This window comes from Streptomyces sp. NPDC020597 (assembly GCF_044335095.1).
Lineage (GTDB): Bacteria > Actinomycetota > Actinomycetes > Streptomycetales > Streptomycetaceae > Streptomyces.
The window spans coordinates 257,682-280,682 of record NZ_JBIRUL010000008.1; the positions used below are offsets into that span (position 1 = coordinate 257,682).

Annotated in this window: 22 protein-coding genes; 7 read left to right on the plus strand and 15 right to left on the minus strand. The window is 74.0% G+C overall.

Annotation, left to right across the window (positions count from 1 at the left end):
• Positions 1-11: 11 nt before the first annotated feature.
• From ACH4ZA_RS17020 to ACH4ZA_RS17030, 3 genes are all read right to left on the minus strand, one after another.
• Entirely contained in the window at positions 12-638 is a 627-nt protein-coding gene (locus tag ACH4ZA_RS17020) for a TetR/AcrR family transcriptional regulator (RefSeq protein WP_319279429.1), read from the minus strand.
• A gap of 71 nt (positions 639-709) precedes the next feature.
• Complete coding sequence (locus ACH4ZA_RS17025) at positions 710-997, minus strand: YiaA/YiaB family inner membrane protein (protein WP_306953687.1); 288 nt, start codon at positions 995-997, stop codon at positions 710-712.
• 59 nt (positions 998-1,056) lie between these two features.
• Positions 1,057-2,208 (minus strand): acyl-CoA dehydrogenase family protein, encoded by a 1,152-nt coding sequence (locus ACH4ZA_RS17030; RefSeq protein ID WP_398430169.1) that lies wholly within the window; start codon positions 2,206-2,208, stop codon positions 1,057-1,059.
• A 156-nt stretch (positions 2,209-2,364) separates the two neighbouring features.
• On the opposite strand from ACH4ZA_RS17030, the gene ACH4ZA_RS17035 reads away from it, so the two are divergent.
• The 3 genes from ACH4ZA_RS17035 to ACH4ZA_RS17045 all read left to right on the plus strand — a co-directional run bounded on the left by ACH4ZA_RS17035 (position 2,365) and on the right by ACH4ZA_RS17045 (position 5,067).
• On the plus strand, positions 2,365-3,000 hold the full coding sequence (locus ACH4ZA_RS17035) for a TetR/AcrR family transcriptional regulator (RefSeq protein WP_319279428.1): 636 nt from the start codon (positions 2,365-2,367) through the stop codon (positions 2,998-3,000).
• 34 nt (positions 3,001-3,034) lie between these two features.
• Positions 3,035-3,883, plus strand: a complete 849-nt coding sequence (locus ACH4ZA_RS17040; RefSeq protein WP_398430123.1) for an ArsR/SmtB family transcription factor — start codon at positions 3,035-3,037, stop codon at positions 3,881-3,883.
• A 146-nt stretch (positions 3,884-4,029) separates the two neighbouring features.
• A complete protein-coding gene (locus ACH4ZA_RS17045) occupies positions 4,030-5,067 on the plus strand; it encodes a DMT family transporter (protein WP_398430124.1) in 1,038 nt (345 codons plus the stop codon).
• A gap of 224 nt (positions 5,068-5,291) precedes the next feature.
• On the opposite strand, the gene ACH4ZA_RS17050 is transcribed toward ACH4ZA_RS17045, so the two are convergent.
• From ACH4ZA_RS17050 to ACH4ZA_RS17090, 9 genes are all read right to left on the minus strand, one after another.
• Entirely contained in the window at positions 5,292-6,371 is a 1,080-nt protein-coding gene (locus tag ACH4ZA_RS17050; RefSeq protein WP_319279424.1) for a Zn-dependent alcohol dehydrogenase, read from the minus strand.
• A 10-nt stretch (positions 6,372-6,381) separates the two neighbouring features.
• Positions 6,382-7,770: an aldehyde dehydrogenase family protein gene (locus ACH4ZA_RS17055; RefSeq protein ID WP_398430126.1), complete on the minus strand. Its 1,389-nt coding sequence runs from the start codon at positions 7,768-7,770 to the stop codon at positions 6,382-6,384.
• A 403-nt stretch (positions 7,771-8,173) separates the two neighbouring features.
• Complete coding sequence (locus tag ACH4ZA_RS17060) at positions 8,174-8,812, minus strand: class F sortase (RefSeq protein ID WP_398430128.1); 639 nt, start codon at positions 8,810-8,812, stop codon at positions 8,174-8,176.
• A 55-nt stretch (positions 8,813-8,867) separates the two neighbouring features.
• Positions 8,868-9,659: a hypothetical protein gene (locus tag ACH4ZA_RS17065; protein ID WP_319279421.1), complete on the minus strand. Its 792-nt coding sequence runs from the start codon at positions 9,657-9,659 to the stop codon at positions 8,868-8,870.
• A 103-nt stretch (positions 9,660-9,762) separates the two neighbouring features.
• Entirely contained in the window at positions 9,763-11,013 is a 1,251-nt protein-coding gene (locus tag ACH4ZA_RS17070; protein WP_398430130.1) for an MFS transporter, read from the minus strand.
• Positions 11,014-11,032: 19 nt separating this feature from the next.
• A complete protein-coding gene (locus tag ACH4ZA_RS17075) occupies positions 11,033-12,466 on the minus strand; it encodes a CitMHS family transporter (protein ID WP_398430132.1) in 1,434 nt (477 codons plus the stop codon).
• Positions 12,467-12,607: 141 nt separating this feature from the next.
• Positions 12,608-14,845, minus strand: a complete 2,238-nt coding sequence (locus tag ACH4ZA_RS17080; RefSeq protein WP_398430133.1) for a molybdopterin oxidoreductase family protein — start codon at positions 14,843-14,845, stop codon at positions 12,608-12,610.
• Positions 14,846-14,968: 123 nt separating this feature from the next.
• Positions 14,969-15,586 (minus strand): TetR family transcriptional regulator, encoded by a 618-nt coding sequence (locus ACH4ZA_RS17085; protein WP_398430135.1) that lies wholly within the window; start codon positions 15,584-15,586, stop codon positions 14,969-14,971.
• 74 nt (positions 15,587-15,660) lie between these two features.
• On the minus strand, positions 15,661-16,239 hold the full coding sequence (locus ACH4ZA_RS17090; protein ID WP_319279415.1) for a hypothetical protein: 579 nt from the start codon (positions 16,237-16,239) through the stop codon (positions 15,661-15,663).
• A gap of 162 nt (positions 16,240-16,401) precedes the next feature.
• Here ACH4ZA_RS17090 and hmgA point away from each other — a divergent pair, with 162 nt between their 5' ends.
• The 4 genes from hmgA to ACH4ZA_RS17110 all read left to right on the plus strand — a co-directional run bounded on the left by hmgA (position 16,402) and on the right by ACH4ZA_RS17110 (position 21,086).
• The gene (gene hmgA / locus ACH4ZA_RS17095) at positions 16,402-17,754 is read left to right on the plus strand and encodes a homogentisate 1,2-dioxygenase (protein ID WP_319279463.1); all 1,353 of its coding nucleotides are present in this window, start codon (positions 16,402-16,404) and stop codon (positions 17,752-17,754) included.
• Positions 17,755-17,781: 27 nt separating this feature from the next.
• Positions 17,782-18,531, plus strand: coding sequence for a GntR family transcriptional regulator (locus tag ACH4ZA_RS17100; protein ID WP_319279414.1), 750 nt, complete (start codon positions 17,782-17,784; stop codon positions 18,529-18,531).
• Positions 18,532-18,557: 26 nt separating this feature from the next.
• Complete coding sequence (locus ACH4ZA_RS17105; protein WP_319279413.1) at positions 18,558-19,724, plus strand: type ISP restriction/modification enzyme; 1,167 nt, start codon at positions 18,558-18,560, stop codon at positions 19,722-19,724.
• A gap of 93 nt (positions 19,725-19,817) precedes the next feature.
• Entirely contained in the window at positions 19,818-21,086 is a 1,269-nt protein-coding gene (locus ACH4ZA_RS17110) for a CaiB/BaiF CoA transferase family protein (protein WP_398430138.1), read from the plus strand.
• Positions 21,087-21,121: 35 nt separating this feature from the next.
• On the opposite strand, the gene ACH4ZA_RS17115 is transcribed toward ACH4ZA_RS17110, so the two are convergent.
• The 3 genes from ACH4ZA_RS17115 to ACH4ZA_RS17125 form a co-directional block, all read right to left on the minus strand.
• The gene (locus ACH4ZA_RS17115; protein ID WP_319279411.1) at positions 21,122-21,403 is read right to left on the minus strand and encodes a hypothetical protein; all 282 of its coding nucleotides are present in this window, start codon (positions 21,401-21,403) and stop codon (positions 21,122-21,124) included.
• 126 nt (positions 21,404-21,529) lie between these two features.
• On the minus strand, positions 21,530-22,348 hold the full coding sequence (locus ACH4ZA_RS17120; RefSeq protein ID WP_319279410.1) for an anti-sigma factor: 819 nt from the start codon (positions 22,346-22,348) through the stop codon (positions 21,530-21,532).
• On the minus strand, positions 22,345-22,887 hold the full coding sequence (locus ACH4ZA_RS17125) for a sigma-70 family RNA polymerase sigma factor (RefSeq protein WP_319187058.1): 543 nt from the start codon (positions 22,885-22,887) through the stop codon (positions 22,345-22,347). The genes ACH4ZA_RS17120 and ACH4ZA_RS17125 overlap by 4 nt, the downstream gene beginning before the upstream one ends.
• Between the last annotated feature and the right edge of the window lie 114 nt (positions 22,888-23,001).

Here is a 23,001-nt window from a genome sequence, read left to right on the forward strand (position 1 = left end):
CGCCGGCGCGGCTACTTCGCCGCGCCCACCATCCGCAGCACGAGGTCGGCGTACAGCTCGCCGACCTCGTCGGGGGTGCGCGGCCCGCCGACGTTGAACCAGCGGGCCACGTCGATGCAGAGGGACAGCACGGCGAGGGTGGTGCCGTGCACGTCCGGCACGGCGAACTCGCCGCTCGCCACACCGTCCTCGATGATCCCGCGGATCTCGGCGTCGACCTTGCGGCGCAGGCCGAGGATCTCCGCACGGGCGTCCGGGCCGAGGGCGTCCAGCTCGTACTGCACGACCCGTGCCGTGGTGCGGCGCCCGGCGTGCCAGCGGACGAAGGAGCTGACGGCCTCGGCGAGACGCTCGGTGGCGCCGCCCTCGCCGGCGGCCGCCGTGCGCAGGATGTCCAGCGCACGCTCGTGACCGATCCGGCTGATGCGGTGCAGCAGCTCTTCCTTGGTCTTGTAGTGGATGTAGAGGGCGGCCGGGCTCATGCCCGCGCGCCCCGCGATGTCCCGCGTCGTCGTCGCGTGGTACCCGCGCTCGGCGAAGGCCTCCACGGCGGCGACGAGGAGTCGCCGGGCCGCGTCAGGGGTGACCTCGTCCCACGGCTCGATCTCGCCGCTGGACGTCTCCTCCGCCGTAGTCATCGCGCGTCGCCTCTCTCGGTACGGGGTCCCCACCATACCGCCGAAGGTGAGCGCTCGCTTAGCGTGCCCGCTCAGAGCTTCTCGAAGGGGTCGTGGTCGGCGAGCAGCTTCTCCAGGCGGGCCTGGTCCACCCGGCTCACGATCTGCCCGGCCTCCTGCCGGTCGCGGATCACCTTCGCCAGCGTGAAGGCGGACGTCACCAGGTACAGGACGGCGATCGCCAGGAACCCGCGCACCCAGCCGTCGGTGTGGAGGTTGTAGATGCCGATTCCGGTGGCCGCGATGGCGATACCGAAGGAGGCGACGGCCTGTCCGTAGAACGCCGCGGTGCTCTGCTGCTTGACCGGTGTGTCACTCATGGGGACAAGCTTCGGCGGCGGCGGTCCGCGCCGCATCCGTCCGCGTACTCAGGTCGTACTCAGAACGCCGAGACCCCTGTCAGGGCCCGTCCGATGAGCAGCTTCTGTATCTGGCTCGTGCCCTCGTAGAGGGTCATCACTCGGGCGTCGCGCAGCAGTTTGCCGGCCGGGTACTCGTCGATGTACCCGTAGCCGCCGAAGACCTGCAGGGCGTTGTTGGCGGCGCGCACGGCGGCCTCCGAGGCGAACAGCTTGGCCTTGGAGGACTCGGTGGCGAAGGGCAGGCCCCGGTCGATCAGGTCGGCGACGCGCCAGGTCAGCAGCCGGGCCGCGTCCACGTCGACCGCGATGTCGCTGATCAGCTCCTGGACGAGCTGGTGGTGGGCGATGCTCTTGCCGAACTGCTCGCGCTCGCCGGCATATCGCACCGCCGCGTCCAGGGCGGCCTGCGCGATGCCCACACAGCCCGCCGCCACCGACATCCGGCCCTTGGCCAGCGCCGACATCGCGACGGAGAAGCCCTTGCCCTCGGGCGCCAGCATGGCGGAGGCGGGCACGCGGACGTCCTCGAGGACCAACTCGGCGGTCGCCTGGCCGCGCAGTCCGAGCTTGCCGTGAATGGCGCGGCGGCCGAGACCCGGGGTGTCCGTGGGCACGAGGAACGCTGAGACGCCCCTGTGGCCCGGCGCGTCGGTCGAGCGGGCGAAGAGCAGGACGACGTCCGCCCAGGTGCCGTTGGTGATGAACGTCTTGGCGCCGTTGATCACGTACGAGTCGCCGTCGCGGACCGCGCGGGTGGTGAGGTTGCCGGCGTCCGAGCCCGTACCGGGTTCGGTGAGGCCGAAGCAGCCCACGTACGCGCCCGACGTCAGCCCGGGCAGCCAGCGGCGCTTCTGCTCCTCGCTCCCCCAGGCCGCGACGGACTTGGCGACCAGGCCGAGGGAGACGGACACGATGCCGCGCACGGACGAGTCCCCGCGGCCCAGTTCCTCCGTGACCAGGCAGTAGGCGAGGTGGTCGCCGCCGGAGCCGCCGTACTCCTCGTCGACGGTCAGCCCGAGGAAGCCGACCTCGCCGAGCTTCTTCACGACGGACCGGTCGACCTCCTCGGCCCGGTCCCAGGCGACGACGTGCGGGGCGATCTCGCGGTCGACGAACTCCCTGGCGAGCTGCCGGACGGCCGTCTGCTCCTCGCTGAGCCCCAGGTTCACCACGAGATCACCTCACTGAAGGGAAGCCGGACCGGCAGGCCGGCCGGAGTGGCGGCCCGGGAAGCCGGCCGGGTGACCGGCCGGAAAGGCCGGCCCGGAAGTCGGACTTTAAATTAGCACTGCTAGTTTCTGGTGTGCAGCCCTACTATGTGCGCCATGGCCCGACCGCGCAAGCCCCTCCTCAGCACCGACCGGATCGTCGAGACCGCACGGACGCTCGTGGACGCGGAGGGCCTCGCGGCCGTCTCCACGCGTCGGCTCGCCGCCGAACTGGGGGTGAGCGGTCCCTCGCTGTACAACCACTTCCGCACCAAGGACGAGATCCTCGAAGCCGTCGCCGACTCGGTGAGCGCCCAGGTCGACCTGTCGATGTTCGAGGACGCCGGACGGGAGTGGCGGACCGCGCTGCACGACTGGGCCGTCTCCTACCGGGCCGCCCTGCGCGACCATCCGAACATCGTCCCGGTGCTCGCCCAGGGACCCGGCCGCCGCCCGGCCGGCCTGCGGCTCGCCGACGCGGTGTACGGCGCGATGGTCCGCGCCGGGTGGCCCGCGGCCCAGGCCACCAGCATCGGCGCGCTGATGCGGTACTTCATCATGGGCTCCGCGCTCGGCTCGTTCGCCGGCGGTTTCGTCGACGACGTGAGCGCGTACGACCCCGCCGACTACCCGCACCTGGGGCAGGCCCACCTGCTCGCCGAGCAGCAGGAGAAGATCGACGAGCGGGCTTTCGAGACCGGTCTGACGGCACTGCTGGACGGCCTCGCCCGGCAGTTCGAGCAGCTGCCCTGACACGGTTCGGCGCCTGCCGAAGTGTGCGTCGCGCATGCTGGACGGCATGAGCGTCATGGACACCGGCAGCCGCGGGGACCCCCGGGCGGCGGGGCTGGCCGCACTCGCGGGCCTGGTCGCCGACGAGACCCGGGCCTCGTGCCTGCTCGCCCTGCTCGACGGGCGGGCCTGGACCGCGGGCGAACTCGCCCGGCACGCGGGCGTGGCCGCGTCCACCCTGAGCGAGCACCTGGGCAAACTGGTCGCGGGCGGCCTGCTGACCGAGGAGAGACAGGGGCGGCACCGGTATGTGCGGCTCGCCGGCACCCGGGTCGCCCAGCTCCTGGAGGACCTGGCCGCCCAGGTGGCCCCGGACCCGGCCCACCGGCCGCGCGGCCTGCGCGCCGCGACCGCCGGCTCCGCGATGGCCCGGGGGCGCACCTGCTACGACCATCTCGCGGGCCGCCTCGGCATCGCCGTGACGGACGCCCTCGCCGCCCGCCGTCTGATCACCCCGGCGCCCATGCCCCCTCCGCCCGCCCGGCGCCCCCGGCCGGGCGCCCCAGCCGGTGCGCCGCCCACCGGCGGCGACCCCTCCCCCGGTGGCCCCTCCCCCGGCGAGCGGAGCACCGGCTTCGCGCTCACCGCCGCGGGGATGCGGTGGTTCGAGGACTGCGGCATCGCCCTGGACCTCGCCACCCGAAGGCCGCTCGCCCGCGCCTGTCTCGACTGGACCGAGCGGCGGCCGCATCTGGCGGGCGCGGCCGGCGCCGCGCTGTGCCGGCACGCCCTCGATACGGGGTGGTGTGTGCGCATCGGTTCCGAGCGGGCCGTGAAGGTGACGGCGCAAGGCGAGCGCGCGCTGGCCGAACTGCTGGGCGTCGAGCCCGCCGCCCTGCGCTGAACCGGGGCCCCTGGACCGGGGCCCCGCCGGTGTCCGCGCCCGGCCGGCGGTCGCGGGTCCCGCGTCGACCCTGCAGGAACGTCCTGGCCGGGTACCGGTCCGAAATCCGCGAGCCCCGCTTCGTCCACCCACCTAGCCTGAGGACCATGATGACCAGCTCCCGGCCTGCCGAACGCCGTACCGAGATGCTCGCCGCCGGTGCGGCCGCCGTGACCGTCGTGCTGTGGGCCTCGGCCTTCGTGTCGATCCGCAGCGCGGGCGACGCCTACTCGCCCGGGGCGCTGGCGCTCGGCCGGCTGCTCTCCGGGGCGGTGGTGCTGGGGGTCATCTGCGCCGTACGGCGTGCGGGCCTGCCGCCGCGGTCCGCCTGGCGCGGGATCGCCGTGTCGGGGGTGCTCTGGTTCGGCTTCTACATGGTCGTCCTCAACTGGGGCGAGCAGCAGGTGGACGCGGGGACGGCGGCGCTGGTGGTGAATATCGGGCCGATCCTCATCGCGCTGCTCGGCGCACGGCTGCTCGGGGACGCGATGCCGCCGCGGCTGCTGGCCGGGATGGCGGTGTCCTTCGCCGGCGCGGTCGCGGTGGGGCTGTCGATGTCGGGCGAAGGCGGTTCGTCGGTGCTCGGCGTGGTGCTGTGCCTGCTCGCCGCCTTCGGTTACGCGGGCGGCGTGGTCGCGCAGAAGCCGGCTCTGGGCCCTGCGAGCGCGCTGCAGGTGACGACGTTCGGGTGCGTCGTCGGGGCGGTGGTGTGTCTGCCGTTCGCGGGGCAGCTGGCCCACGACGCGGCCGACGCGCCGGTCTCCGCCACGCTCAACATGGTCTATCTGGGCGTGTTCCCGACCGCGCTGGCCTTCACCACGTGGGCGTACGCCCTGGCGCGGACGACCGCGAGCCGTATGGGGGCGACCACGTACGCGGTGCCCGCGCTGGTGGTCCTGATGTCCTGGCTGGCGCTCGGCGAGGTGCCCGGGGCGCTCACCCTGGCCGGCGGTGCGCTCTGCCTGGCCGGCGTGGCCGTGTCGCGGTCGAAGCCCCGCACGCCGCGCGTGCCGCACGTGCCGCGGACGCGGGAGGCGGGGGCCGCGCGAGCGGCCGGGGCGGGGGAAGCGCGAGCGGCCGGGGCGGGGGAAGCGGGGGCTCCGGAGCCGGGGCCCGACCGGGAGGTCGGCCCCCGGACCGGCTGACCCCGGCCACCCGCACGCTGTCCCGACGAGCCGCCCGCCCGCTGTCCCGGCCGGCCGCGCCCGGCCGTCCCACCCGTTGTCCGCTCCCGGCTCGGGTCCCGCGCTAGCGTCCCGCCGCCTCGCCCGACCGCCGGAGCAGGGCGGGTCGGGGCCGGGAACGCCCTCCCGGCGGCGATCCGGGGGCCGCGCCCGCCCGGGCCGACCGGGCACGCCGGGGCGGGTGGTCAGAACTCGACGAGTGCCCGGCCGCCCTTGCCGGCCAGCATGTTGTCGAAGGCCCCCGGGATGTCCTCCAGGGCGATGCGCTCCGTCACCAGGGCGCCGAGGTCCAGACGACCCGCCCGGACGTGGTCGCCGAGCACCGGGAGGTCCTTCGCCGGGTCGGAGTTGCCGTAGACGCAGCCCGAGAGGGTCCTGCCCCAGTGGAAGAGCTCCAGGGCGTTGAAGGTGACCTGCTGGTCCTTGCCGCCGATGCCGACGACCGTGGTGCGGCCGCCGCGCCGGGTGGATTCCCAGGCCGTGCGGATGGCGACCGCGCGGCCCACGCACTCCACGGCCACGTCGACGCCCTGCTTGCCGGTGAGGGCGCGGATCTCGCGGGCGGTGTCCGCCGAGGCCACCACGTACTCCGTGGCGCCCGCCGCCCTGGCCAGCCCCTCCTTCTCCGGGGAGACGTCCACGGCGACGACCGTCGCGGCGCCCGCGATCCGGGCCGCCTGGAGGGCGGCGAGGCCGACGCCGCCCACGCCGAAGACGGCGACCGTCTCGCCGGCCCGGACGCGCGCGCTGTGGTGGACGGCGCCGTAGCCGGTGAGGACGGCGCAGCCCAGCAGGGCGGCGTCGGCGAGGGGAACGCCGTCCGGCAGGGGGAGCAGGCACGACTCCCGGACGACGGTCTCCTCGGCGAACGCGGCGACGTTCAGACCCGGGTGCAGGTCCCTGCCGTCGGCGGTGCGGGCGTACACGTCCGCCGAGCCGTTCAGGGCGTTGGCGCACAGCCAGACCTCGCCCAGCCCGCAGGCGTGACAAGTGCCGCAGGAGGGAGCCCAGTTGAGGACGACCGGGTCACCCGGCGCGACGGTGGCGACGCCCTCGCCGACGGACACGACCGTGCCCGCGCCCTCGTGGCCGAGCACCGCGGGGACCGGCACCCGCATGGTCCCGTTCGACAGGGAGAGGTCGGAGTGGCAGACCCCGGCGGCGGCGAGACGGACGCGGACCTGGCCCGGGCCGGGTTCCGGGAGGTCGATGCCGACGATCTCCAGCGGAGCTCCGACGGCGGGAAGTACGGCGGCGCGGACCACTTCGGACTCCTCAGAACTGCAGGGACTTGGTCTGGAGGTACTCGGTCAGCCCGTGCGCGCCGAGCTCGCGCCCGACGCCCGACTGTTTGTAGCCGCCGAAGGGGGCGAGCGGGTTGAACCGGCCGCCGTTGATGTCGACCTGGCCGGTGTCCATGCGGCGGGCGAAGGCCACCGCCTCCGCCTCGTCGCCGGCCCAGACCGCGCCGGCGAGCCCGTAGACCGTGTCGTTGGCGATCCGCAGGGCGTCGTCCTCGTCCTCGTAGCGCAGGACGGACAGCACCGGGCCGAAGATCTCCTCCTGGGCGATCGTCATGTCGGGGGTGACGTCGGAGAAGACCGTGGGGCTGACGAAGTAGCCCTGCTCGCGGGGGGCTTCGGGGCCGCCGGTGACCAGCGTCGCCCCCTCGGCCACGCCCCGCTCGATGTATCCGCGCACGCGGTCGCGCTGCCGGGCGCTCACGACGGGGCCGATGCGGTCGCCGTACTTGGCCGCCGCGGCGGCGGCGAGCGAGACGGCCTCCTCGTACCGGTCGCGGTGGACGAGCATCCGGGTCCAGGCGCTGCACGTCTGGCCGGAGTTGGACATCACGTTGGCGACGCCGACGTTCACCGCGCGGGCGAGGTCGGCGCTCGGCAGGATGACGTTGGCGGACTTGCCGCCGAGTTCGAGGGCGACCTTCTTGACGGCCGCGCCCGCCGTCGCCGCGATCCGTTTCCCCACGGCCGTGGAGCCGGTGAAGGACACGAGGTCGACGCCGGGGTGTTCGGCGAGGGCCTGGCCGGCCACCGGGCCGAGACCGGTGACCAGGTTGAAGACCCCGGCCGGGACGCCCGCCTCGTGGACCGCCTCGGCGAACAGCTGGGCGGTCAGCGGGGTGTCCTCGGCGGGCTTGAGGACCACGGTGCAGCCCGCGGCGAGGGCCGGGGCGACCTTGGCGACGATCTGGTGCAGCGGGTAGTTCCAGGGGGTGATCGCGCCGACCACACCGACCGGCTCGTGCAGGACCGTGGAGTTGCCGACCCGTTCCTCGAAGGAGTGGGTCGCGGCCAGCTCCGCGTAGGAGGCGGCGACCGCGATCGGCACCGCCGCGTGGACCGCCTGGGAGAAGGCGAGCGGTGAGCCGAGTTCGGCGGTGACCGTCTCGGCGATCTCGTCCTTGCGGGCCGCGAGGACGTCCCGGAGGGCGCCCAGCCGGGCGGCTCGCTCGGCGGGCGGAGTCGCGGCCCAGCCGGGGAGGGCGGCGCGGGCGGCGCGCACCGCTGCGTCGACGTCGGCGGCCACGCCCGCCGGGACGCGGGCGATCACCTGCTCGTCCACCGGGTCGACGACCTCGATGACGTCCTGGCCCGCGGCCGGGCGCCACACGCCGTCCAGGTAGATGCCGTCGTGTGCCTTCATCGCGTTCCCTCCGGGCGGTCCTCGTCGTCCGCGACCTAAACTAGCGTCGTTAGTTTTTCGGCGCCAGAGGAGCATGGGAACGACGTCCGGCCACTCGCCCGCGTCCGCGGCCGGTCCGGGGGCGAGCCGATCGGTCACCGTGCCGGCCGGGACCTGCCCGCGGCCCCTGGACCGGGCGGCACGGGGGACTCGCCGGGCGCGATGCACAACCGGTTCCGCGGTCCCGCCCCGCTCGGGCGGGCCGAACGCGAGGCCGCTGCCGCGTCGCGGCAGCCTACGGACCGTGCGCGGCGGGGAGGGTGAGGGCGACGGGACGGGGGCTCCCGGCGGGCGACTGCGCGGACTGCCTGGTTCCGCACGGTCCCGGGGCCGGGCGGGGACGGTGGGGCGTCCCTGCGCCGGATCAGCGGGTCGCCGTCAGGTGGGCGAAGACGACGACGTTGCTCGTGTACCCGGTCGCACGCCGGAAGAGGCCGCCGCAGGTGAGCACGCGCAGCTCGGGCCGGCGGGTCGGGCCGTACACCTCCTTGTCGGGGAAGGTGTCCTTGTCGAAGACCCGGACCCGGTCCACGGTGTAGACGGCGGTGCGGCCGTCGGCGCGCCGGGCCTCGATCCTGGTGCCCCGGGCCACGCGCGCGAGGCCGGCGAAGACCGCGGGACCGGTCTTGGTGTCACGGTGTCCGACCGCGATGGCGGCGCCCCGCTCGCCCGGGGTGGGGCCGCCCGCGTACCAGCCGACGAGCTTGGGCTCGTCGAGGGGCGGCGTCCCGAGGTGCCGGTCGGGGTCGAGCCGCAACGGGACGATCGGCGCGTCGATGCCGAGGGACGGCACCCGCAGGACGGTCGCCGGGGACCGGGGCAGCGGGCGGGGCGGCGGTCCGGCGCTCTCCGGTCCCTTCCCGCCCTCTTCCGCGGAGCCGCCCGCCGAGGTCCGGCCCTCGACGGACCCGTGGGCCGTCGTCCGCCCGCCCCCGGGCGGCGCGCCCGGGGCGTCGTGCCCCCCGCACCGGACTGCCGCCGTCACCAGGACGACCGCGAGCACGGTCGTCCTGGTGAGACGGAAGAGACGGGTCCGGTGCCAGGGCCTGCGTCCGCGCCTACGCGGCACCATGGTTGCGCCGGCGGGTCAGACGGAAGTAGGCGACCCCGCCGACGGCCACCAGGCCGACGGCCGCGGTGGCGGCCAGCGGGGTGAAGGCCTGCGAGGTGTCGGCGAGACCGCCGCCGCCCGCGTGGACGCCGCCCTCGGGGCCGCCCTTCTCGCCGTTCCAGGCGCCGCCGCCCTGGGCGCCGCCTTCACGGCCGCCGCTCTCCCGGCCCCCGCTCTCCCGGCCCCCGCTCTCCCGGCCGTCGGCGGCCTGCGCGGTGCCGTTCTGGCCCCCACCGCCCTGGCCGTTCGCGGCCCCGAACTCCCGGCCGTCGTCCGTGATCGGGCGGTTCGGGCCCTCGTTCCCGCCGCGCCGGCCCTCATCGCAGTGGATCTTGAAGACCTTCGTGGTGGGCGGGGGCGTCCCGGCGGGAAGGACCCACTCGAGCGTGTACGAGCCCTCGGCCAGTCCCAGGGTGTCGGTGTGGCCGGCGCCGTTGGTGAGGGTGATGGTGCCGGTCACGGTGGCCGTGCCGGTGACGGGGGGCCGCGCCTTGATGGTGTAGGTGACGGCCGGCAGTTCGCCGAAGTTGGCGGCGTCGAGGTAGAACCGGCAGGCCACCGGGTCGTCCTTCGAGACGCCCGGGGGCACGTGCTCACGGTGGATCCTGATGTCGCCGGCCTCCCCGACGGCCACGGCCGACGGTGCCGCGAGGGCGGTGAACCCCGCCGCGGCGAGCACCGTGAGAGCCGTGGCGCCGAGGCGGGCGCCGAAGGCGGGCGGGAGCGTCGAGCTGGACATGCGCATTCCTCCGAGTCAGGACGATTTTCATACAAATCGCTCTTGCATCTGACTCTCTTTCACATCGGCGGCCCCGACGGTGGGACCGCCGCCCGACGCGCCGTCAGACGTCGCTCGACCGGCGCAACCCCGACCCCGGCCGGCGACCGGCGGACGGGTCCGCCCCCGCCCCCTCCACGCCGCGGACCTCCCGAGGCGACCTGAGGGCCACCCCCGAAGAGAGCAGCAGCAGCGCCCCCAGCATCGCGAACGGCGCGGCCACGCCCGCGAGCCCGGCCACCAGGCCCGCGGCGGCCGGCGCGGCGACCTGGCCGAGCCGGTTGCCCGTGAGGCGCAGCGCGAGCGCGGTGGAACGGGCGCCGTCCGGCGCGGCCCGGACGACCGTCGTCATGGACAACGGCTGCCCGACGCCCAGACAGAAGCCGAGCAGCGCGAGGATCACGCCCAGCCCCCAGACCGGGGCCGGCAGCGCGATGCCGGCGCAGAGCAGCGCCGCCAGCAGACAGGTCACCGTGAGCAGCGCGGTCCGTCCGAGCAGCCGCAGCAGCGGGGTGAGGACGAGCCGGCAGGCGATGGAGGCGGCCGCGCGGGCGCTGAGCAGGACCCCGACGACGGACGGCGCGATGCCGCGGTGCTCGCCGACCACCGGCAGGTAGGCGGTGAGGATGTCGGTCGCGGACAGCACGGAGCAGCTGATGAGGATGCCGCCGGGCACGCCCCGGGCCCGCAGGATGCGCCGGACGGGGACCCGATCCCCTTGCCCGGCGCGGGAGTCGGGCTCGGGGTCGCGGTGCTCGATGCGCCACAGCGACGTGAACGCGACGGCGCAGCCCGCACCCGCCACGAGCAGGGCGAGCGCGCTGCTGCCCGCCATGTCGGCACGGTCGATCAGCGCACCGGCCGCCACCGGGCCGACCAGCTGGCCGAGGGAGGCGCCGATGGTGAAGTGGCCGAAGTTGCGGTCCTGTTCGCGCGGCGCGGACTGCCGGGCGACGAGCGACTGGGCTCCGATCACGAAGCACAGGTGCCCGAGGCCCATCACTCCGCTCCACAGGGCCATCGTCCACAGCGAGGCGGCGAGCCCGCTGAGCACGCAGCCGCCGGATATCAGGGCCACGCCGACCGGCAGCAGGGGGGCGCACCGGCCGTGGTCGGTGCGCCGGCCGAGCGGGACGGCGGCGAGGAGCGGCAGCAGCGCGTAGACGCCCGCGACGACGCCGACGGCCCCCTCGTCGGCGCCCAGCGCGAGGGCCCGGTAGGAGACGGCGGGCCGCGCCATCGACACCGCCCCCTGCGCGAAGCCGAAGGCGATGACGAGACGGAGCAGCCAGCCGCGATTCCTGCCGGGCCTCACACGTTCCTCCACCGGATTGTCAGATGATGCCGAACAGGATGCCCGCGCCGAGAATCGTCAGGCAGGTCAGGACGGCCCACTTGACCACGAAGCGGGTGTGGTCGCCGAACTCGACCCTGGCCATGCCGACGAGGACGTAGACGGCCGGGACCAGCGGGCTCGACATGTGCAGGGGCTGGCCGACGAGCGAGGCGCGGGCCATCTCCAGCGGGGTGACGCCGTGCGCCGCGCCCGCCTCGGCGAGGACCGGCAGGACGCCGAAGTAGAAGCCGTCGTTCGACATGAAGTAGGTGAGCGGGAGGCTCAGCACGCCGGTGACGAGGGCCATGTGCGGGCCCATGCCCTCGGGGATGACGTCCACCATCCAGGTGGCCATGTGGTCGACCATGCCGGTGCCCTGGAGGACGCCGGTGAAGACGGCGGCCGCGAAGACCATGCCGGAGACGTTGAGGACGTTGTCGGCGTGGGCGGCGAGCCGGGCCTTCTGGTCCGGGATGTGCGGGTAGTTGACGGTGAGCGCGAGCGCGGCGCCGAGCAGGAACAGCACCGGGATCGGCAGGTACTCCATGATCATGGCGGTCAGCAGCGCGACCGTGAGCAGCGCGTTGAACCAGTACAGCCGGGGGCGCAGGGTGGCGCGGTGCGGGTCGAGGCCCTGGAAGCCGTCGTCGTCCTCGCCTTCGGCGTCGCCCTCGCCGGGGCCGTCGAGGGCCGCGGCGCCGGAGCCGCCGGCCGGGGCGGCCGCCTTGCCGGAGCCGGCGCCGGAACCGCCCGCCCCCACGAGCACCGTCTCGGTCTGCTCGGCCTTCTCCGCCACCAGCACGTCGTCCAGGGTCAGCACGCCGAGCCGGGCCCGCTCGCGACGGCCGAGGACGTAGGAGAGGGCGACGACGAAGACGAGGCCCACGGCGAGCGCCGGGATCATCGGCACGAAGATGTCGCTGGCGTCGACCTTGAGCGCGGTGGCGGCGCGGGCGGTGGGGCCGCCCCAGGGCAGCGTGTTCATCACGCCGTTGGCCATGGCGGCCACTCCGGTCATCACGACCAGGCTCATCTTCAGGCGCTTGTACAGCGGGTACATCGCCGAGACGGTGATCATGAAGGTGGTGGAGCCGTCGCCGTCGAGGGAGACGATCGCGGCGAGCAGCGCGGTGCCGACGACGATGCGGAGCGGGTCGGCCTTGCAGAACTTCAGGATGCCCCGGACGATCGGGTCGAACAGGCCGACGTCGATCATCACACCGAAGTAGACGATCGCGAACATGAGCATCGCCGCTGTGGGGGCGAGGCCGGTGACGCCGTCGATGACGTAGTCACCGAGCTTGGCGCCCTTCCCGACGAAGACGCAGAACAGTGCCGGGATCAAGACGAGCGCCGCGATCGGCGACATCTTCTTCAGCATGATCAGGACCAGGAAGGTCGCGATCATCGCGAAGCCGAGGATGGTCAACATGAATGGATACCTAACGTTCGCCCTTGAACATCCCACCTGGGGGTCGGCGGTGCGTTGACGTTAGGTCCGTTCGAACAGCGTTAACAAGACGTTGACATGCGAGCAATAAGCGCAAAACTCCAGGTCACAGCTTTGCTCAGGTCAGAGCGCCGGGATCGCGGCCACTTCGACCGGCACTCCGTTGAGGACCGCGTTGCCCGACAGGGGGTCGAGGAGACTGCCGTCGAGCAACTGGTTGACGTTGACTCCGGGGTCGGCGGCGGCATGGCCGAGGCGGGTGCCCGGACGGTCGTGGCCCCAGCCGTGCGGCAGGCTGACGACGCCCCGCCGCACGCCGTCGGTGACCTCGGCCGGCGCGGTGACTCCTCCTCCGCCGCCCGTCACCCGCACCGGCGCGCCGTCGCGCACGCCCAGCCGTTCGGCGTCCTCGGGGTGGATCTGCAGCGTGCAGCGGTTGGTGCCGCCGGTGAGGGCGGGGACGTTGTGCATCCAGCTGTTGTTGGACCGCAGATGGCGGCGGCCGACCAGCACGAGCCCGTCCGGCCTGCGTTCCAGGGACTCGCGCAGCCGCGGGAGATCGTCGGCGATCGGCGCCGGCAGCAGCTCGATCCGGCCGGAGACCGTCTTCAGCGGCTGCGGCAGGCGCGGACGCAGCGGTCCGAGGTCGATGCCGTGCGGACTCTCGAGGAGCCGGGCGAGGCTCAGCCCGTCCGGGCGGGCGCCGAAGCCGTCGCCGTAGGGGCCGAGGCGGAGCATCATGTCGAGCCGTCGCTCGGGGCCGCTCTCCCCGGTGAGCTGCGCGGCGAGCTCCTGCGGGGCACGGCCGTGCACGGGCGAGTGCGGCTCCTCGACGGCCTTGCCGAGGGTCTGGCCGACGACCAGCTCGTCCACGGCCGAAGGGTCGGCGCCGTGCATGCCGGTCACCGCCAGCGTCAGCCGGGCGAGGATCTCCGTCTCGGCCATCCGGCCGGGCTCCAGCGGGACGGCGGGGCGGGAGTAGCGGACCTGGTTGCGCACGGCCAGGGTATTGAAGGCGAAGTCGTGGTGCGGGCTCTGGGAGGGCGGGGGCGGCGGCAGGACGACGTCGGCGTGGCGTGCGGTCTCGTTCAGGTAGGGGTCGACGCTGACCATGAAGTCGAGCGACTCCAGCGCCTTGTCGAGCCGGTCGCCGTCGGGCGCGGACAGCACGGGGTTGGCGGCCACCACCACCAGCGCACGGATCGGCTCGCCCTCCTCGGTGACGGTGTCGATCTCCTCGGCCAGCGCCGAGAGCGGCAGTTCGCCCTTGGCCTCCGGGTGCCTGCCGACCCGGGAGTGCCAGCGGCCGAGCCGGAAGCCGCGGCCGGGGCCGGCGGGGCGGGGCGTGCGGTCGGTGGCGGCCTGTGGGAAGAGAGCGCCGCCGGGCCGGTCCAGGTTGCCGGTGAGAATGTTGAGGACGTCGACGAGCCAGCTGCCGAGGGTGCCGAACGGGACCGTGCAGCTGCCGATGCGGCCGTACACGGCGGCGGTCGGGGCGGCGGCGAGCTCCCGTGCGAGCGTGCGCACGACCCCGGCGTCGACGTCGCACGCGGGGGCCACCGCCTCGGGGGTGAAGTCCCTTACCGCCTCGCGGAGTTCGGCGACTCCTTCGACATGCGGGGTCAAGTCCCCGAGGTGCACCAGGTCTTCCTCGAACAGCACGTGCGCCATGGCCGCGAGGAGCAGCGCGTCGGCGCCGGGCCGGATCTCGATGTGGCGGTCGGCGAGTTTCGCGGTGCGGGTGCGGCGCGGGTCGATCACCGTGAGGGTGCCGCCGCGGGCCTTGAGCGCCTTGAGCTTGCCGGGGAAGTCGGGGGCGGTGCACAGACTCCCGTTGGACTCCAGGGGGTTGGCGCCGATGAGGAGGAGGTGGTCGGTGCGGTCGAGGTCCGGGACGGGGATCGCATGGGCGTCGCCGAAGAGGAGTCCGCTGGAGACGTGCTTGGGCATCTGGTCGACCGTGGAGGCGGTGAACAGACTGCGGGTGCCCAGCCCGCCGACCAGCAGCGGCGGGTAGAGACCGCCGGCCACGGTGTGCACGTTGGGGTTGCCGAGGACGACGCCGACGGCGTTCGGGCCGTGCCGCTCGACGACGGGCCGGATCCCGGCGGCCACCGCGTCGAAGGCCTCCTCCCAGGTGGCCTCGCGCAGTTCGCCGTCACGGCGGACGAGGGGCGAGCGGAGCCGGTCGGGGTCGCCGTCGACGGCCCCGAAGGCGGCGCCCTTGGGGCAGATGAAGCCCTTGCTGAACACGTCCTCCCGGTCGCCGCGGGCGCCGGTGACCCGCGTTCCCTCGATGGTCAGCGTGAGCCCGCAGGTGGCCTCGCACAGGGGGCAGATTCGCAGGGCGGTGCGGGACACGGGTCCTCCTGGGGGCGGCGTTGCCTCGTCCCGGCCGAGCATACCGAGCGGTATGCCTTCTGGGGAGGGCCGGGCGGAAAGCGTCGTCCCCACGCACCCGGGGGCGGCCCCCGGGCGGGCGGGTCAGTCCAGCACGCGCGCCAGATACGCCCGCAACAGCTCGCGGGTCTCGTCGATCACCTTCGCGTCCCCCTCCGGGTCCACCCGGAAGGCGAGGTGGACGAGGGTGTCCGCGGCCTCCACGGCGATCAGGAACACCCGGCGCAGATCGTCGTCCGGTTCGCGCCCGAGGTGGCCGGCGAGCAGCTCGGTGAGGCGGTCGGCGACCCGGTGGTTGGGCTCGGCGTGCCGCGCGCCGACCGGGATCTGGTTGCCGAAGTCGACCAGGGAGAAGCCGGGCGCGGTGCGCTTCATGGCGAGGTACTCGTCGAGCACGGCGTCCATCGCGGTCCGCCAGTCGCCCGGCCGGGCTCCGCGCAGGCGCTCGGTGACGCGCTCGGAGTAGTGCTCGAGATTGCGCTGCGCGAGCGCGTCCGCCATCTGCCGCTTGTTGCCGAAGAAGCGGTAGACGGAGCCGATGGGGACGCCGGCGCGCTCCGCGACGGCGCGGGTGCTCAGGGCGTCGTAGCCGACCTCGTCCAGCAGGTCGGCGCAGGCGTCGAGAATCCTGGTCAGCCGTTCGGCGCTGCGCCGCTGCACGGGCGCACGACGGAGCGATGTCGCTTGGGGCACGGACTTCATGATGCCTTTCCGCGGCGGCCGAGTGAACCTCACCTCTGGGTACGAAGAAACATGCCTGATGCACTCAACCACGCTCAGGGGGACGGCGACCCCGTCGGCGTCCCGCTCGGCGACCCTGCCGGAAGCCCGCCGGGCGGGGCGGAGGACACGGCCGACGACTCCGACGCCGTGACGTCGGCCGTCGCCTCCACCGGCTTGCCCTCCACCGCCCAGACCGTCGCGTCGTCCGCGTACAGACGGGCGGTGACGTGATGGGTGCCGTGCGGGAGATAGCCGGCCGGGATGCGGTACGCCAGGGTGCGCAGGTCGGCGACCGGCAGGTCGTCGACGTAGAGCCGGGCGAGGCCGCGTCCGGTGACGGCCCGCTGCGGTGCTCCCGCCGGCGAGAACCGGAAGTTGGCCAGCTTCAGCCGCACGTCCCAGCCGCCGGAGCCGTCCGGCTGGACCTCCACACCGACCTCGGGAGCCCCTTTCCTCGCCACCTGCCGGTAGTGGCGCCCGTCGTCGTCCGTGTGGTCCAGGACCTTGCCGACGGGCGAGGGCGACGCCGCGGTTCCCTGTCCGCGCGCGTCACCGGAGGCGCAGCCCGCGGATCCGGTCACCAACAGGACACAGACCGCGAGCGCGGCGGGGAGGGGGCGCGTCCACGACATGGTCCGGACACTAGAGCACCGGCTCGCGCCCACGGATCCCCCTGAAGTCTGGTTCCGGCCGTGCCGTGATCGTCCTCCGAGAGGAGGACCGGCGGACCTCTTGCATCCGGGAAACCGCAATCCTACGGTGATGCATAGGAATCAGCCGGCAAGGGAGCCATGATGAGCAGCGGGGACGCACGCAAGACGGCCGAGGGGCTGGCCCACCTCTGCGGGTTCGGCAACGAACACGCCTCGGAGGCCGTCCCCGGAGCCCTGCCCGACGGCCGCAACTCGCCCCAGCGCGCCCCCCTCGGCCTGTACGCCGAGCAGCTCAGCGGAACGGCGTTCACCGAGCCGCGCGCCCACAACCGCCGCTCCTGGCTGTACCGGATCCGCCCGTCGGCCGCGCACCCGGCCTTCACCCGGGCCCCCGACGGGGCGCTGCGCACCGGGCCCTTCACCCAGACCGTCGCCGATCCGAACCGGCTGCGCTGGGACCCGCTGCCCGAGCCGCCCGGGGGCACCGACTTCCTCGCGGGTCTGTGGACCGTCGGCGGCAACGGGGACGCCGCCCAGCGCAGCGGCATGGCCGTGCACCTCTACCACGCGAACGCGGACATGGACCGCGTCTTCGGGAACGCCGACGGCGAGCTGCTGATCGTCCCCGAGCACGGCGGCCTGCTGCTGCGCACGGAGTTCGGACTGCTGCACGCCGAACCCGGCCATGTCGCGCTGATCCCGCGCGGGGTCCGCTTCCGCGTCGACCTGCTGGACGACACGGCCCGCGGCTACGTCTGCGAGAACTACGGCGCCCCCTTCCGGCTCCCCGACCTCGGGCCGATCGGCGCCAACGGCCTCGCCAACCCGCGCGACTTCCGGGCGCCGGTCGCCGCGTACGAGGACGTGGAGGGGCCGGTCGAGGTGGTCAACAAGTTCTGCGGCCACCTGTGGAGCGCGACCTACGACCACTCCCCGCTCGACGTGGTCGCCTGGCACGGCAACCTCGTGCCGTACGTGTACGACCTGCGCCGCTTCAACGTCATCGGGTCGGTCTCCTACGACCACCCGGACCCGTCGATCTTCACCGTGCTGACGTCCCCGTCCGACACCCCCGGCCTGGCCGGCGTGGATTTCGTGGTCTTCGCCCCGCGCTGGCTGGTCGGCGAGGACACCTTCCGGCCGCCGTACTTCCACCGCAACGTGATGAGCGAGTACATGGGCCTGATCGAGGGCGCCTACGACGCCAAGACGGCCGGGAAGGGGGGTTTCGTGCCGGGCGGCGGCTCCCTGCACAACATGATGTCGGCGCACGGCCCGGACCGGGAGACGTTCGACCGCGCGAGCACGGCCGACCTGAAGCCGCACAAGGTCGACGACGGGCTGGCGTTCATGTTCGAGACGCGCTGGCCGCTCGTCCTCACCCCGCAGGCGGCGCGGGCGGATCATCTGCAGCAGCGCTACGACGACGTGTGGCAGGGCCTCGAGCGCCACTTCCGTCCGTCCGCCGGAACACCCGACGGCACATTGCACTGAACGTTCCCGACCGGTACGGATAGGCCAGTGACCTCCTTCGCCCCGGACTCGATCGTCCTCACCCGAAAGCTGCCGCTCTGGTACCAGGTGTCGCAGTCGTTGCGCGCCTCGATACTCGGCCGCTCACCCCGGGATCCCCTCCGGCTGCCGACGGAGGAGCAGCTGGCCGGGCACTACGGAGTGAGCGTGCTGACCATGCGGCAGGCCCTGAAGGAGCTCGAGGACGAGGGGCTGATCAGCCGGCACCGCCGCCGCGGCACGTTCATCGAGCCCACGGCGCGCCGGGGGACCCCGGTCCGGCTGCTGGGCTCGGTCGACGCGATCGTGGCCCAGCAGTCCGGGATGGCGACCGAGCTGCTGGACCACGGCCGGGCGGCCGTCCCCGCCGAGGTCGCCGAGCACTTCCCGGACCTCGCGGAGGTGGGCACGTACCACCGCCTGCGCAGCGACGAGGACACGGGCGAGCCCACCAACCACGCCCGCAACTACGTCCGTCCCGAGCTCGCCGCCCGCATCGATCCGGCCGATCTGGTCCGCTGGCCGATGACGAAGGTGCTGCGGGACGTCGTCGGCGTGGACATCGGCCGCATCACCGACACGGTCGAGGCGCGGCTCGCGGACCCGGAGACCGCGCAGTTGCTCCGGGTCCCGCTGCTGAGCCCGATCCTGCACTACACGGGCGTCACCTACGACACCGACGGCCGGGCCCTGGACGCGGCCGTCATCCACTACCGCGGGGACCGTTTCTCCTTCACGGTCACCCTCGACGCGACGTGACCGCGACGCGGCCGGGCCGTCGTAACATGCCCAGCGTGACGCCCGACGACGCCCCGCCGCTGGCGGACCTCATGCCGTGGTCCGTCGCACCGCCGCGGCTCGGCCGGGGATGGCCGGCATCGCCCGATCCGGCGTGCCTCAAGGCCCGCTGGGACGCCCTGCTGAAGGCCGAGGGCCCCGAGCGCGAGGCCCTGTTCGAGCCGACGCGCTCGCGCACCCTGCACACGGCGGTCGGACAGCTGCCCGGCCGGTCGGGCGGCACCGAACGGCTGGCCCGCGCCTCCGGCCCCTGCCCCGAGCCCGTACGGGTGCTGGCGGCGCCCTTCGACGAGCAGTGGCTCATCCCCGATCACCGTCTCCTGGACAGCGCCCGGCCGGAGCTGTGGCGGGTCGCGGACGACGCGCAGGTGTTCGTGGTGGAGACGCCGCAGACGGCGACACGGCCCCTGCTGGCGACCTCCGTGCTGCCCCTGCTGCGGCGGGGCCGGATCCGGCCGCTGTACCGGCGGCCGGGCGGCGCGGAGCCGAACCTGGCGCCCGGCCTGCCCGACCTGCTGCGCCGGCTGGGCCACTCCCCCGATCCGGTGGACTTCCTGGCGTGGACCCTCGCCGCCGTCCGCCCCGATCTCACCGTGCCGCTCACCCGGGACCGGGAACTGTGGGCGCACGGCGTCGAGTCGGGCCGGCGCGCGCTGTGGCTGCTGAGACGGCACGGCGAGCGGCCCAAACTGCCCGGCGGCCGCCGGCCCTACGTCCGCGCCCCGATCCCGGCCCGCCCGCTCACCCTGCGGTACGACCGCGACGAGGAGACGCTCCGGCTGGACGAGGGCCGGGTCTCGCCCGTCCCGCCCGAGGCGTGGGACGCCGAGTCGGAGCCCGGGGTCCGGGTCCTGGAACAGTGGTTCGCCGCGCGGACGGCCCAGGAGGCCGAGCCGGGGACGCTGGCCGCGATCCGCCCGGCGGCCTGGCAGCAGACGTGGACCTCCGAGCTGCTGGAGCTGATCACGGTGCTGGCGCTGCTCGCGGAAGCGGGCACGCGGCGGGCCGAGCCGGCCGCGGCCGACCCGGACACGGTCACCGCGGCGGAGCTGCACGCGGCGGGCGTCCTGCCCGTCCCCGACGCGGCACGTCACCCGGCGACGGTCCTCGACCACCACGAGGAGGGACCGGAGGGCCAGTTCGCCCTCCTCTAGTGCGGGACCGGAAAGGCGCACCGGCCCGCGACGCCCGGCCGGGACGGGGCTCCCGCATGACAGACCGGGCGGCCGGACGTCATGATCCACCCCATGGACCAGCCGCCCCAGCACAAGTCCCGCCCCCAGACCCAGCCTCAGTCCGAGGTCGAGGCCCCGTGCCTGCCCCGTCCCGAGCCCCTGCCCCTCGAGGGCCTCGTCGTCGTCGCCGTCGAGCAGGCCGTCGCGGCGCCCTTCGCCACCCGTCAGCTCGCCGATCTCGGCGCCCGGGTGATCAAGGTCGAGCGGATCGACGGCGGGGACTTCGCGCGCGGCTACGACACGGCCGCCGGCGGACTCGCCTCGCACTTCGTGTGGTGCAACCGCGGCAAGGAGTCGATCGCGCTGGACCTGAAGGATCCGCGCGGCCTGGCCGTGGTGCGCCGGCTGATCGCCGGGGCGGACGTGTTCGTGCAGAACCTCGCACAGGGGGCCGCGGCCCGGCTGGGCCTGGACGCGGCCACCCTGTGCGCGGCGCACCCGCGACTGGTGGCGGTCGACGTCTCCGGGTACGGCGCCGGCGGCCCCTACGCGGACAAACGGGCCTACGACATGCTCGTGCAGTGCGAGGCGGAACTGGTGTCGGTCACCGGGACGCCCGGGCAGCCGGTCAAGGCGGGCATCCCGGCGGCGGACATCGCGGCGGGCATGTACGCCTTCTCCGGTGTGCTGGCCGCGCTGGTGCGGCGGGGCACGACCGGGCGAGGCGGCCCGGTGGAGGTGTCGATGCTGGAGTCGCTGGCGGAGTGGATGGGCCACCCGCTCCACCACGCGATGCACGGAGGCGTCCCGCCGCGGCGCACCGGTCTCGCGCACGCGGTGATCGCGCCCTACGACGCCTACCCGACGGCGGACGGCGGACGGGTGCTGCTGTCGGTGCAGAACGACCGGGAGTGGCGGCGGCTGGCCGAACAGGTGCTCGGCCGACCCGAGTTGGGCGCCGATCCGGCGTATGCGACGAACGCGGCACGGGTGGCGCACCGGGAGGACACGGACGCGCTGGTGGCGGAGGCGCTCGGCGCGCTGGGCGCCGACCAGGCGGTGGCGCGGCTGGAGGGCGCCGGCATCGCCTGCGCCCGCCTGAGAGATCTGACCGAGGTCGCGGAGCATCCGCAGCTGGCGGCCCGCGAACGGTGGCGGGAGGTGGGGACGCCGGTCGGGCCGCTGCGGGCGCTGCTGCCCCCGATCACACTGCCGGGCGGGACGGAGGCGCAGATGGGGGACGTGCCCGCGCTCGGGGAGCACACCGAAGCAGTGCTGCGTGCCGTGGGGATGACGGACGAGGAGATCGCAGTGCTGCGCCGGGACGGTGTGACCGCCTGAGCGCGGGACTCAGCAGGGGCGGGCGGGCCGGACGGTCAGTGCTTGTGCCCGCCGAAGAGCGAGCGGCGCAGGCGACGCAGGGGGGCGAAGAGCGAGACGCGGCTCACCCGTGCCCGCACCGTCCTCGAGCCGGCGTCCCGTACGGGCTCACGGGCCGTCAGTTCGCGCATGAGCGAGGTCGCCTCGAGCGTCTCGCGCTGCGGAATGGCGGGACCCGCCAGTACCGAGAGATGTCGGTCCAGCCGCGAACTGGTCGCGCTGCTCCCGCAGGTGATCGCGGGGACCCTCGCCCTGCTGTGCATCGTTATCTGTTCCATGTCACTCCCCACCCGTACGAGTCCACCCGGCCCGGGCAGGGTAACCCTATCGCCCCGTCGAGGCACACATGTATCGAGCTCACAGGATTCACCTTCCCCATAAGGGGGTTGACGACTCCTCCGCGATCACTCTCCGAATCCGACCGATTTCAGGGTGAGTTGGACAACCGGCTGTGTAGTGGGCTGCGGCGATCCCCCGTCGGGCTCGACGGTCACAGCCAGTGACGTCGCGGCCTGGTCGAGACCGGTGGCGACCAAGGGCGTGTCGGCGGCGAAGAGCCCCAGGGAGTGCGGTTGCGCGCCGGGGCGCATGAGCCACAGCTGATGCACCCGCCCGGCCGGAAGACCGCCGTATCCGCTCAAGGTCACGATCGCCTCGCCGTCCGCGGCGGAAGCGATCACTCCGATACTGCGGCCCCGGGCGTCCCGCCCGGTGCTCGCCCGGGCGTCGGGAGCTGCGAGAACGTGGGCGATCTCACGTGCCTGGGCGCGCTCGGCGTTCAGCTCGTCCCGGGTCCGGTCGGCCTGGACGGCGAACAGCGAGGCGACGACGAGGGCCGCGGCGGCGGTGGCCGTCGCGAACGGCACGAACAGCGGGCGGCGCGCGCGGGGCGCTCGGGAGCGTTTGGGCGGAGGCTGTGTGCCCCAGACGTGCGGGGGCAGTTGGGGCGCGTGCTCCCGGGCCGGGGCGCGCGAGGACTCCTGCGGGGTTCTCTGCACCGCGGCGAGCACCCGGTCGCGCAGGGCGGCCGGCGGCGGGGCGGCGGTCGACCAGGCGAGCCGCACCGCGTCCTCGGTCAGCGCCCGCACCTCGTCCGAGCAGCGTTCACAGGACTTCAGATGCCTGTCGAAGCGGCGCCGCTCGTCCCCTTCGAGTGCGTCGAGCGCGTAGGGGGCGGCCAGCGAGTGAAGATCCTCCCGGCGGAAGATCCCGAGGATGCTCATACGGCGCCTCCCAGGCAGTCGCGCATCCGCGTGAGGCCGTCGCGCATCCGTGTCTTGACCGTGCCCAGCGGCAACGACAACCGGTCGGCCACCTCACGGTACGTGTAGCCGTCGTAGTAGGCGAGGGTGACGGACTGCCGTTGCAGAGCCGTCAGACGGTCGAGGCAGCGGCGCACCCACTCGCGTTCCAGTCCGGCCTCGACCTCCTCCGTCACCTGGTCGAAGGCGGGGTCGTGATAGCGGCGTCCCTCACGCTGCTCGCGGTCCACCGCGGCACGGGCGCTGCGCACCCGGTCGACGGCGCGGCGGTGCGCGAGGGTGAGGATCCAGGAGAGGGCGCTGCCACGGCTCGGGTCGAAGCGGCCGGCGGAGCGCCAGGCCTCCAGAAGGACCTCCTGCGCGACCTCCTCCGACTGGGCGGGGTCCCGCACGACCCGCCGGACGAGCCCGAACACCGGCCCGGACACCAGCCCGTAGAGCTGTTCGAAGGCCTTCTGATCGCCTCCCGCCACGAGCACCAGAAGCTCGTCCGCCTCCATGCCGTCCCCCTCCCTGCGGCCCCCGCATCCTGGCCGCCCCGTCACACCCGGCATCCGCAACGCACACACCTCCGTCGAGGGGGTACGGATGGGAGGGCCGAAAACGCGGGTGAG